This is a genomic window from Pseudomonas fluorescens (assembly GCF_005938625.1).
Classification (GTDB): Bacteria; Pseudomonadota; Gammaproteobacteria; order Pseudomonadales; family Pseudomonadaceae; genus Aquipseudomonas; species Aquipseudomonas fluorescens_BD.
Window position 1 is genome coordinate 105164 of record NZ_VCNJ01000026.1, and the last position, 11728, is coordinate 116891.

12 protein-coding genes are annotated in these 11728 nt (G+C 58.2%); 4 read left to right on the plus strand and 8 right to left on the minus strand.

Annotated elements, in window-relative coordinates:
* Positions 1 to 64: 64 nt before the first annotated feature.
* Together FGA82_RS17420 and FGA82_RS17425 are read right to left on the minus strand one after the other, a co-directional pair.
* On the minus strand, positions 65 to 1135 hold the full coding sequence (locus FGA82_RS17420) for an AI-2E family transporter (protein WP_034153151.1): 1071 nt from the start codon (positions 1133 to 1135) through the stop codon (positions 65 to 67).
* A 32-nt stretch (positions 1136 to 1167) separates the two neighbouring features.
* Positions 1168 to 1407: a sulfurtransferase TusA family protein gene (locus FGA82_RS17425; protein ID WP_141128001.1), complete on the minus strand. Its 240-nt coding sequence runs from the start codon at positions 1405 to 1407 to the stop codon at positions 1168 to 1170.
* A gap of 98 nt (positions 1408 to 1505) precedes the next feature.
* On the opposite strand from FGA82_RS17425, the gene FGA82_RS17430 reads away from it, so the two are divergent.
* A complete protein-coding gene (locus FGA82_RS17430) occupies positions 1506 to 2939 on the plus strand; it encodes a M48 family metalloprotease (protein WP_141128002.1) in 1434 nt (477 codons plus the stop codon).
* An 81-nt stretch (positions 2940 to 3020) separates the two neighbouring features.
* Here the strand turns inward: FGA82_RS17430 and FGA82_RS17435 are convergent, their stop codons facing one another.
* The 4 genes from FGA82_RS17435 to rpoE all read right to left on the minus strand — a co-directional run bounded on the left by FGA82_RS17435 (position 3021) and on the right by rpoE (position 6838).
* On the minus strand, positions 3021 to 4454 hold the full coding sequence (locus FGA82_RS17435) for a DegQ family serine endoprotease (protein ID WP_141128003.1): 1434 nt from the start codon (positions 4452 to 4454) through the stop codon (positions 3021 to 3023).
* 210 nt (positions 4455 to 4664) lie between these two features.
* Positions 4665 to 5630 carry a MucB/RseB C-terminal domain-containing protein gene (locus FGA82_RS17440; RefSeq protein ID WP_141128004.1) on the minus strand — a complete coding sequence of 322 codons (966 nt, stop codon included), beginning with the start codon at positions 5628 to 5630 and terminating at the stop codon, positions 4665 to 4667.
* An 8-nt stretch (positions 5631 to 5638) separates the two neighbouring features.
* Positions 5639 to 6226, minus strand: coding sequence for a sigma-E factor negative regulatory protein (locus FGA82_RS17445; protein WP_034153146.1), 588 nt, complete (start codon positions 6224 to 6226; stop codon positions 5639 to 5641).
* A gap of 30 nt (positions 6227 to 6256) precedes the next feature.
* Positions 6257 to 6838 (minus strand): RNA polymerase sigma factor RpoE, encoded by a 582-nt coding sequence (rpoE, locus tag FGA82_RS17450; RefSeq protein ID WP_003172477.1) that lies wholly within the window; start codon positions 6836 to 6838, stop codon positions 6257 to 6259.
* A gap of 558 nt (positions 6839 to 7396) precedes the next feature.
* Here rpoE and nadB point away from each other — a divergent pair.
* Positions 7397 to 9013 (plus strand): L-aspartate oxidase, encoded by a 1617-nt coding sequence (nadB, locus tag FGA82_RS17455; RefSeq protein WP_141128005.1) that lies wholly within the window; start codon positions 7397 to 7399, stop codon positions 9011 to 9013.
* Here nadB and FGA82_RS17460 read toward each other — a convergent pair.
* Together FGA82_RS17460 and FGA82_RS17465 are read right to left on the minus strand one after the other, a co-directional pair.
* On the minus strand, positions 8982 to 9434 hold the full coding sequence (locus FGA82_RS17460) for a protein YgfX (RefSeq protein ID WP_141128006.1): 453 nt from the start codon (positions 9432 to 9434) through the stop codon (positions 8982 to 8984). The genes nadB and FGA82_RS17460 overlap by 32 nt on opposite strands.
* A complete protein-coding gene (locus tag FGA82_RS17465) occupies positions 9418 to 9672 on the minus strand; it encodes a succinate dehydrogenase assembly factor 2 (RefSeq protein ID WP_053118052.1) in 255 nt (84 codons plus the stop codon). Before FGA82_RS17465 ends, FGA82_RS17460 begins: the two co-directional genes overlap by 17 nt.
* Before the next feature lie 150 nt (positions 9673 to 9822).
* On the opposite strand from FGA82_RS17465, the gene FGA82_RS17470 reads away from it, so the two are divergent.
* Positions 9823 to 10764 (plus strand): YgfZ/GcvT domain-containing protein, encoded by a 942-nt coding sequence (locus FGA82_RS17470; protein WP_141128007.1) that lies wholly within the window; start codon positions 9823 to 9825, stop codon positions 10762 to 10764.
* Positions 10765 to 10799: 35 nt separating this feature from the next.
* Entirely contained in the window at positions 10800 to 11621 is an 822-nt protein-coding gene (locus tag FGA82_RS17475) for an HDOD domain-containing protein (protein WP_016984704.1), read from the plus strand.
* Positions 11622 to 11728 lie beyond the last annotated feature (107 nt).

Genomic DNA, 11728 nt, shown 5'->3' on the forward strand with positions numbered 1-11728 from the left:
CCCTGTGGGAGCTGGCTTGCCAGCGATGAGGCCTTAAGCCGCACCGAACAATCTGGATCAACTACTACAGCAACGGCGCCACCGCCGGCTCTTGGCGCGGCCACGCATCCAGCACAGCTTTGAACAGCGTCGCCAGCGGAATCGCAAAGAACACCCCCCAGAATCCCCACAACCCGCCAAACAACAGCACCGCGCAGATAATTGCCACCGGGTGCAAATTGACCGCCTCCGAGAACAGCAACGGCACCAGCACGTTGCCATCCAGTGTCTGGATGATTCCGTACACCGCCATCAGATAGATGAACTGATCGCTCCAGCCCCACTGGAACAGCGCAATCAACAACACCGGCACGGTCACCACCACCGCACCAACGTACGGCACCACCACCGACACACCGACCAGCAACGCCAGCAGTGCCGCATAATTGAGTCCGAGCGCGACGAAAGCGATGTAGGTCACACCACCGCAAATCACGATCTCGATGACCTTGCCGCGAATGTAATTGGCGATCTGCCGGTTCATTTCCTGCGCAACCCGGGTGATCAGCGCGCGCTCACGCGGCAGATAACCACGCACCCACTCACCGATCATGGCCCGGTCTTTCAGGAAGAAGAACACCAGAATCGGCACCAGCACCAGATAGATCATGATGTTCACCAGCAATGGCAGACTCGACAGCGAGAATGTCAGTGCCCACTGGCCAAATTTGCCGATCTCGCCGCGCGCCGCTTCGATGGCTTGCAAGACTTGTTCATCGGAAACCAGATGCGGATAACGCTCCGGCAGCAACAGCAGCAGCGATTGCCACTTGGCGAGCATGCCCGGCAACTCATTGAACAATGTGATCAATTGATGCCAAAGCAACGGCAGCACCACGACGATAAACAGCATCAATACGCCCATGAACAGAGCGAACACCAGCCCCACCGCCACGCCACCCGGCACACGCAGACGTTCCAGCGTGACCACCAAGCCCTGCATCAGATACGCCAGCACCATCCCCGCCAATACCGGCGCGAGCATACCGCCGAGGGTGAGCACCGCGGTAAAGGCGAGAAACAGCAGCACCGCCAGCACCACCGCTTCCTCATCGGAGAAATAGCGCTGAATCCAGTCGCGTAACACTTTGAACATCAATAATCCTTAGGTTTTTTACGCTGTCGATTTCAGGCTTTTTTCAACCAGTAACGATAGACGCCCGCTTCGTCTTCTTCGCGCAGCAGCGTATGACCGGCCAATCTGGCAAAGGTGCGAAAGTCACGCTGCGAGCCGGCATCCGTGGCGATCACCTTGAGGACGGAGCCACTTTGCAGTTTGTTGAGTTCCATTTTTGCCTTGAGCAACGGCAATGGACAATTCAGGCCACTGGCGTCCAGTTCCACGTCATGGGCTACAGCGTCAGTCATTGCGTCACTCCGGTTCGGGTCGTCGAGCAGCCTAGAATATCTGGTCGCAGCTCCGGTGTCCGGCTACAGTAAGGTCTTTGTCTTCTAAGGCTTTGTGCATGACTTTTCTGCGCCCTACCCTGCTGACGCTCGCTTGCCTGCTCGCCTCACCAGGCTTTGCCGACGATCTGCCGTCACTCGGCGACGCCAGTTCTGCCATTGTCTCGCCGCAACAGGAATACCAGCTCGGCCGCGCTTGGCTGGCCATGTTGCGCAGCCAGGTTTCACAGCTCAATGATCCGCAGCTCAAGGACTACGTCGAGTCCAGCGTGTACAAGCTGGTGGAAACCAGCCAGGTCACTGACCGGCGCCTTGAATTCATTCTGATCAACAGCCCGCAGCTCAACGCCTTCGCAGCGCCGGGCGGCGTGGTCGGGGTCAACGGCGGCTTGTTCCTCAATGCACAGACCGAGGGCGAATACGCTTCGGTACTGGCGCACGAATTGGCTCACTTGTCGCAGCGCCACTTTGCTCGTGGCGTAGAGGCTTCGCAGCGGATGCAGGTGCCGATGATGGCCGCGCTGCTGGCCGGAATCGTCATTGCCGCGGCCGGCGGCGGTGATGCCGGGATCGCGACCATCGCCGGCACTCAAGCGGCGGCGATCCAGTCGCAACGGACCTTCTCCCGGCAGAACGAACAGGAAGCCGACCGCATCGGCATCCTCAATCTGGAAAAGGCCGGGTACGACCCGCGATCGATGCCGACCATGTTCGAACGGCTGATGCGTCAATATCGTTTCGACGCCAAGCCACCGGAATTCCTGCTCACTCACCCGGTCACCGAATCGCGTATCGCCGACACCCGCAACCGTGCCGAACAGGCCAAACCGGGCGGTATTGAAGACTCCAAACGCTATCAGTTGATCCGCGCGCGCGTGCAGTTGATCTACGAAGAAACCCCAGGTCTGGGCGCCAAGCGCTTCCGCGCGCAGCTGGATGAAAACCCGAACAACGATGTGGCGCGCTACGGTCTGGCGATTGCGCAGATCAAGGGTGGCCAGTTGAATGAGGCTCGCGAGAACCTCAAGCAATTGCTGGCGACGTCGCCGAACGAAATCATCTACAACCTCGCGCAGGTGGATCTGGACATTACCAACAATCGTTTGCCGGATGCGCAATCGCGGGTTGACCGGATGCTCACGCAATATCCGGGCAACTATCCGCTGAATCAGGTTCGCGTTGATTTGCTGCTCAAGCAGAATCGCGCATCTGATGCCGAGAAAGCGCTGGAAGCGTTGCTCAAATCCCGCCCGGATGATCCGGACGTGTGGTATCAGGTCGCAGAAACCCGTGGCTTGTCGGGGAACATCATTGGCCTGCATCAGGCGCGCGCAGAATACTTCGCCCTGGTCGGCGATTACCGTCAGGCGATCCAGCAGTTGGATTTTGCCAAGCGCAAGGCTGGCAGCAACTTCCCGCTTTCTTCACGCATCGATGCCCGTCAGCGTGAGTTGATGGAGCAGGAGCGCATGATCAAGGACATGATGGGCTGATCGTTACCCGCTGGGACAAAAGCTTCACGCATAAAAAAACCGCCTCTTTCGAGGCGGTTTCTTTTTTACCCTACCGCTGGATTATTCAGCCAGTTTGAAGGTGATGAAGCTGGCGCGACCTTGACGCAGAACGCGCATCGACACCGAACGATTCTTCGGCAGAGCTTTGGCGATCTCGCCGAACTCCTTGGTGGAGCCGATGGCCTGGTTGTTCAGGTGAGTAATCACGTCACCTGGCTGCAGACCGATCAGGGCCGCAGGACCGTCCTGCACTTCCTTGATCACCACACCACCTTTGAGGTCGTAGGTTTTCTTCTGCTCGGCAGTCAATTCACCCACGGCAACACCGAGACGGTTGCTGGTGGTTTCAACGCCGGACTTCGGCAGCGCATCCAGCTCTTTGTCTTCGTCCGGAATCGCGCCAACTGTCAGTTCGACGTTCTTACGCTTGCCTTCACGAATCACTTCCAGATTGGCCTTGGCGCCAGCTTTCAGTGCACCGACCAGATGCGGCAGGTCAGCAGACATGACGATCGGCTGGCCGTTCATGCTCAGGATCACGTCGCCGACTTGCAGGCCACCCTTCGCCGCCGGACCGTCATCCTGAATCTGTGCAACCAGCGCGCCGGCCGGTTTTTCCAGACCGAACGACTCGGCCAGATCCTTGTTCACTTCCTGGATGACCACGCCCAGCCAGCCACGGCTGACCTTGCCGCCGCTCTTCAGCTGATTGGACACATCCATCGCCACGTCGATCGGGATCGCGAACGACACCCCCATGAAGCCGCCGGAGCGGGTGTAGATCTGCGAGTTGATCCCGACCACTTCACCGTTCAGATTGAACAGCGGACCACCGGAGTTGCCCGGGTTGATCGGCACGTCAGTCTGAATGAACGGAACATAGTTTTCGTTCGGCAGGCTGCGGCCAACGGCGCTGACGATACCTTGGGTCACGGTGTGATCAAAGCCGAACGGCGAGCCGATCGCGACAACCCACTGGCCAGCTTTCAAATCCTGGGATTTACCGAGTTTCAACACCGGCAGATCCTTGCCTTCGATTTTCAGCAGCGCCACGTCGGAACGCGGGTCGGTGCCGATCAGCTTGGCTTTCATTTCGCTGCGATCAGCCAGACGCACGAGGATCTCGTCAGCATCAGCGATCACATGGTTGTTGGTCAGGATGTAGCCATCCGGAGAGATGATGAAGCCCGAGCCCAGCGACTGCGCTTCACGCTGACGACCACCACCGCCCGGCGAACGCTGTTGAGGCGGCATGCCACGCTCGAAGAACTCGCGCAGCATCGGCGGCAGACCTTCCAGATCAGGCATCTGCTGGTTCACTTTGCGATCCGGCAGTTTCTGCGTGGTACTGATGTTCACCACGGCTGGCGACGCCTGTTCGACCAATTGGGTGAAGTCAGGCAGATCGGCTGCTTGCGCAGCAGGTACAGCCTGACCGAGCAACAGCACGGTGGCGAAAATGGAGAGATAAGATTTCAAACTTGGTATCGACATACAGCTCCCGTTACGACGAGCAGGGTTAAGCGATATGGAGCAAGGAACACCGGAAACCACCGACCGGCATTTTTGTTCCGGCAACAACAAACAAGGCCAGAGCCGTGAGGCTCTGACCTATAAAAAATTTTCGGGGTATTTGCAAATGAAAATGCTCAGCAAACATTTCATCTACTTCTCGACGAAGAAGTGCTAACGACTGAAATCAGCTCATTGCTTACTGGTTGCAGTGCCATCGGTATTCCGCATCGACAGAGCAATTCGTTCGGCGGTGCCAATCGGGATCTCGCCCACGACCGTCACCATCATTTCGCCTTCAGGCGTGGTCAGGCGACGGGAAACGGCAACGGTCGGCCCCAGTTGAGTCCGCGTGTCAGTCACAGTCGCGCCATTCAACGGCTCAAGAAAAACCGAAAAACGTGCCAGACCGTCGTCATATAGCAAACTGTTAACCTGAGTCTTGGTTTCCGGATCTTTGTGCGAAGTACTGCTGGTCAGTTCGAAACCCGGCGGCAGCCAGTCCGAGTGCCAGACTTGAGCAGCTTTGACCGCCGAAGCCTTGTCACTGTCCAGCGTAATTGCCTTGCAGTCAGCGTCGGCCTGCAAGTCTTTGTCCGAAGGGACTTCATCAGTATCAAGACTGGTGAACTGGAAGCGCTCGAGCAACTGCCCTTTGTCGTTCAGCAGCAACGATTTCAGTGGCAAGCCGGTTTTCTTGTCCAGATGCAATTCAAAGCCGTAACGATGCTGATCGCGAGGCGTCAGCGATACGATCACTGCGTCCCGCCCAGCCACACGCGACTTACCGATGACGGCAAGGTCATACCAGTTTTTCAGCTTTTGCGGATCGAGAGGACGAGCGGCTGAGTTGGGAGAATCCCCCAGCCCGGCAATCAGGGTGCCGCTGACGCATTGAGTGTGTCCATCAATGCGCACGACTTCCTGCGCCGAACCGTCGAGCTGGAGTAAACGCTCGCGGACCTGGCCATTCTGGACGCGATGCCAGATGTTATGGGTAGAAAAGCTACCGTTACGCTCGTAAACGAATGTGCCGTAAAAGCTTTGCTGCTGCTCGGCCTGGCCCAGACGGGTCAACCAGTCCTGGGCCTCATCAGCGTGGGCTGGAACAATGAACCAGCCACTGAGCAGAAGCGAAAGTAGAGGTATGGCGCGCATGATCCTCCTTAACGGTTTTCCAGACTTGCTGCACGTGCGTATGGCAACGCGCTTTCAGTGCCTTTCAGTGCAGCCTGTTGAGCGTGCTGGCGCAGATAACCCGGCAGACGCTGATCGTGCCAGCCTGGCTGACCTTGCAATACGCCGTTGGCCATAGGACCAGTGGCTTCCGAACTCTCACTATAACCCGCCAGAACAGCCGGACCTTTGACCTGTGGAGTGGCCAGGGTTGGCTGATTGGATTGCTGAGCGAGTTCTACGCCAGCGATTTCGTCCTGATTGTACAGGCGAACACCGGCCAGAACGGCAACAGTCACCGAGGCGGCAACAGCCAGACGGCCGAGGTTGCGCCATGGGCTACGCGATACTTTGGCCGGGGCCGTTTCGTCTTCCAGTGCAGCAGACACTGCCGCAGCGATATCCAGACGTGGAAGCAGCAGATCCTTGTGCATGGCTGCCCGAGCGATCTGGTAACGAGCCCAGGTCTCACGGGTATCAACATCATCCAGTGCATTGAGCACTCGACGCAATTCCAGTTCGTCCGCTTCGTTATCCATCACTGCGGACAGCGATTCCTGCAGGGCTTCACGACTCATGGCGTTCCTCTCTTGGCTGTCGCCGCTGTCTCAGTTTTCCTGCAACAACGGCTGCAGGGCTTTATCGATGGCCTCCCGGGCGCGGAAAATCCGGGAGCGCACGGTACCCACCGGACATTGCATGACGCTCGCAATGTCCTCGTAACTCAGACCATCGAATTCACGTAAAGTTAAAGCCGTACGTAAATCCTCTGGCAGTTGCTGAATGGTTCGATGGACGGTGCCTTCGATCTCATCCCGCAGCAGTGCACGTTCTGGTGACTCGAGATCCTTGAGGCCATGATCGCCATCGTAGAACTCTGCATCCTCGGAACTTACATCGCTATCCGGCGGCCGGCGGCCGCGTGAAACCAGGTAATTCTTCGCCGTGTTAATGGCAATACGGTACAGCCACGTATAAAACGCACTGTCGCCGCGAAAGTTTCCAAGTGCTCGATACGCCTTGATAAAGGCTTCCTGAGCCACGTCCTGGGCTTCATGGGTGTCGTGCACAAAACGCACGATCAACCCGAGAATCTTGTGCTGATACTTCAGCACCAACAGATCGAAAGCTCGCTTGTCGCCGCGTTGAACGCGCTCGACCAGCTGCTGATCCTCTTCCTGGGTTAGCATGAACACTCCTCGATAAGCCCGGAGGAGACTTGCATAACTAAACGACCAGACTTGCAAACATAGACTCGGGCTTTTCGCAAAAGTTCTCCCCCTCAAGGCAAGTTTCCTGCGGGCTCTGATTTGGCACGCACGAAAAACGCAGCTCGGGATAAACCGGCTGCGCGAATAATCTTGTCATCGGTTTCGCCGGCAGGAATCCAACCGCAGATTCCGCACTGAAGCCGACACTGTCCCTTATCTCTGGCACCGACTATTGATCTTGGGCCTTTGGCAAAAGTTCCAATTATTTATAGCCGTCGCCACCCGACATTGGGCAACCCTGTGCAGAAAAAGTCTGTTTCAGCGCCGATACAGTCGCCTTTTCCCCAAACGGCGGGAAAAAACTTCCGACGAAGCACCCGGTTTTTTCCGTCACAGTAGTTTCACAATGCCATATCGACCCGGCTATTGTGCCGCCCCACCCCTCTATATACTAGTGGGCTGTGTGGCTGTCTTGACTCGCCGATCCAGCGGTCTTACGCCACCCCCGACCCGGGTCGCTTTGAGCGGAATCCTGTAATGAGCCAACAATTCCAACATGATGTTCTGGTCATAGGCAGCGGTGCTGCCGGTTTGAGTCTCGCGCTGACCCTGCCGGGTCATTTGCGCATTGCCGTATTGAGTAAAGGCGATCTGGCCAACGGTTCGACGTTCTGGGCTCAGGGTGGCGTCGCCGCCGTGCTCGACGACACCGATACTGTCGAATCCCATGTTGATGACACCCTGAACGCCGGCGGTGGTCTGTGCCATGAAGACGCTGTGCGTTTCACCGTCGAGCATAGCCGCGAAGCCATACAGTGGCTGATTGACCAAGGCGTGCCGTTCACTCGCGACGAGCAGTCCGGCACTGAAGATGGTGGATTCGAATTCCACCTGACCCGTGAAGGCGGTCACAGCCACCGACGCATCATCCACGCGGCCGATGCCACCGGCGCGGCGATTTTCAAAACCTTGCTGGCTCAGGCCAAAGAGCGTTCAAACATCGAACTGCTGGAGCAGCGGGTTGCCGTTGATCTGATCACCGAACGACGCCTGGGCATGGACGGCGAGCGCTGCCTCGGCGCCTACGTACTCAACCGCAAGACCGGTGAAGTTGACACCTACGGCGCACGCTTTGTGATTCTGGCCTCGGGCGGTGCCGCCAAGGTCTACCTCTATACCAGCAATCCCGACGGCGCCTGCGGTGATGGCATCGCCATGGCCTGGCGCTCGGGCTGCCGGGTGGCGAACCTGGAATTCAACCAGTTCCACCCGACCTGCCTGTATCACCCGCAGGCCAAGAGTTTTCTGATCACCGAAGCCCTGCGCGGCGAAGGCGCCCATTTGAAGCTGCCCAACGGCGAACGCTTCATGTCTCGCTTCGACAAGCGCGCCGAACTGGCGCCGCGCGACATCGTCGCCCGCGCCATCGACCATGAAATGAAGCGTCTGGGTGTCGACTGCGTCTATCTCGACATCAGCCACAAGCCCGAAGCGTTCATTAAAAGTCACTTTCCCACTGTTTATGAGCGCTGCCTGGGTTTCGGCATCGATATCACCAAGCAGCCGATCCCGGTCGTGCCTGCCGCGCATTACACTTGCGGCGGCGTGATGGTCGATCAGAACGGTCGCACCGATGTGCCCGGTCTATATGCCATCGGCGAAACCAGCTTCACCGGCCTGCATGGTGCCAACCGCATGGCCAGCAATTCACTGCTGGAATGCTTCGTCTATGCGCGCTCGGCTGCGGCGGACATCCTCGCGCAACTGGACGATATCCCTGCGCCAAACACCCTGCCCGTCTGGGACGCCAGCCAGGTGACCGACTCGGACGAGGATGTGATCATCGCGCACAACTGGGATGAACTGCGGCGGTTCATGTGGGACTACGTCGGCATCGTGCGCACCAACAAGCGCCTGCAACGAGCGCAGCACCGCGTGCGCCTGCTGCTGGACGAGATCGACGAGTTCTACAGCAACTATAAAGTCAGCCGCGATCTGATCGAGCTGCGCAATCTGGCGCAAGTGGCCGAACTGATGATCTGCTCAGCCATGGAGCGCAAGGAAAGTCGCGGTCTGCATTACACCCTCGACTATCCGGACATGCTGCCCGAAGCGCTCGACACTATTCTGGTGCCGCCCACCTACGTCGGCTGAATTTGAGCCGCACTCGCAGGCGTCGATGGATATCGGCCGCCTGTGAGTCTCGCGGCACGCAGATCGATCTGACCCGCCATTCCCCGCGCAGACGAAAACGCAACACCACGATCAATGGCAGCGCCAGGCTGTCCGGCCTCAACTGCACGGCTTGCCAACCATTGGCCTGATTCCATAACTGCCAGCCATCGGCATCGCGTCGCAATCCGCGAAACGCCCGACGGTGACTCAGCAGAATCTGCCGAGGCAACACCCAAAACCCGTGAAGCAGACAGCCAAAAGCCCCGAGCACGCTGGCCCAGAGTGGAATCGAAAGCAGCAACAACGAACCCAGAGCGAACGCCTGGGCCAACAGATACGCCGCCAGCAACTGCCGTGAGGCATGCCAGCGGCATTCGAACGTGTTACTTGGGCTGGACACGGTCCAGAATCATGCGAACCATGCGCTGCAGTTCCGGATCTTCAGACTCGCTGCGCTCCATGAACCAGCCGAACATGTCCTGATCCTCGCACGTCAGCAGACGCACATACAGATCGCGATCCACCTGGTTCAACGTCGCGTAAACCTCTTTTACGAACGGCACCAGTAACACGTCAAGCTCAAGCATGCCGCGACGGCTGTGCCAAAAGAGGCGATTCAGTTCAACTTGTTCGACCATGGAGCCCTCCTCAAATTTGGCGGCAAGTATACAGCCCCGGGACAGGTCGCACAGTCGGCTTTGGTCGGGGACCACCGATCCTTTATCAACTACCCATTTCAACCATGCCCCCTTATGATGTGCCCCAGTCTATTTACCCTGCGATGACCCATGGCCGATTCTGCTTTTTTCTGCACCCTGTCTCATGAAGGCGTTCTCGCGGTTCGCGGCGCGGATGCCGGAAAATTCCTGCAAGGCCAGTTGACCTGCAATCTCAATTACCTGAGCGACAACCGCGCCAGCCTCGGCGCCCGCTGCACGCAGAAAGGCCGGATGCAGTCGAGCTTCCGCATTCTGCTCGAGGGTGATGGCGTGGTTCTGGCAATGGCCAGCGAGCTGCTGGAGCCGCAACTGGCAGACCTGAAAAAGTACGCGGTGTTCTCCAAATCAAAACTGACCGACGAAAGCGCCGCTTGGGTACGCTTTGGCCTGGAGCATGGCGACAGCGCCTTGACCAGCCTCGGTCTTGATTTGCCGGCAGAAACTGACAGCCTCGTGCGTAATGAAAGCCTGATCGCGATTCGCGTCTCGCCCGATCGCGCTGAACTCTGGGCACCGGCCGATCAGGCTGACGCCATTAAAGCCAAATTGTCCGCAGCGCTGCCTGAAGCCGGACTGAATCAGTGGCTGCTGGGCCAGATCCGCGCCGGTATCGGCCAGGTCATGCCGAGCACCCGCGAGCTGTTCATTCCGCAAATGCTCAACCTGCAAGCGGTCGGCGGCGTGAGTTTCAAGAAAGGCTGCTACACCGGCCAGGAAATCGTTGCGCGCATGCAGTACCTGGGCAAACTCAAGCGTCGCTTGTATCGCCTGAGCCTGGACGCCGCTGATTTGCCAGAGCCTGGCACACAACTGTTTGCGCCGAGCCACAACAGCGCCATCGGCGAAGTGGTGCTGGCCGCCAAGGCCGGGCAAAACATTGAACTCCTGGCGGTGCTGCAGGCCGAAGCTGCCGAAGCCGGTGATTTGCATCTGGGCACCCTCGAAGGTCCCGCGCTGCATCTGCTCGACCTGCCTTACGAACTGGATCGCGACCGCGAAATCCAGCGCTGATCGCAGCATTTGTTGCAACACCCTAGAGAGTTTAAATGAGCGAACTGGCGGAAAAAGTCCAACAGGATTTGGTTGAGGCCATCGATAACGATGACCTGGTTCTGCCCACGTTGCCGGAAGTGGCCCTGCAGATTCGCAAGGCCGCTGAAGACCCGGAAATCAGCGTCAGCGACCTGAGCAAAGTGATCGGCCGGGACACGGCGCTGTCGGCGCGCCTGATCAAAGTGGTCAACAGCCCGTTGCTGCGCGCCGCACAGGAAGTCACCGACCTGCACACGGCCATCACCCGGTTGGGCATCAACTACAGCAGCAACCTGGCGATCGGTCTGGTGATGGAGCAGATCTTCCACGCGCGCTCCGAAGTGGTCGAGCAGAAGATGCGCGAAGTCTGGCGCAAGAGCCTGGAAATTGCCGGGGTCAGTTATGCGCTGTGTCGCCGCTACACGCAGCTCAAACCCGATCAGGCAGCGCTCGGCGGGCTGGTGCATCAGATCGGCGTGTTGCCGATTCTGACCTACGCCGAAGACCACTACGAACTGCTGTCGGACCCGGTCAGCCTCAACCATGTGATCGATCACATTCATCCGTTGCTGGGCGACAAGTTGTTGCGCGTCTGGGAGTTCCCGGAGCGACTGGTGGAATTGCCGGGGCGCTATCAGGACTTCAAACGCGATTCGACGGCCATTGATTACGTCGATCTGGTGCAGGTGGCGAGCCTGTATTGCCACAAGGACACCGATCATCCGTTTGCGCGGATTGATCCAATGACGGTTCCGGCGTTCAGGAAGCTTGGGATTGATCCGGAAAACAAAGCGCTGTGTGAAGATCTGGAAGAATCGCGGACGATGTTTTACTGATCCGAGACCGAGGCGCGCCCTTCGCGAGCAAGCTCGCTCCCACAGGAAAATGCATTCCAAAGTGGGAGCGAGCTTGCTCGCGAAGGGGCCTGCAAGAACACCGCAAA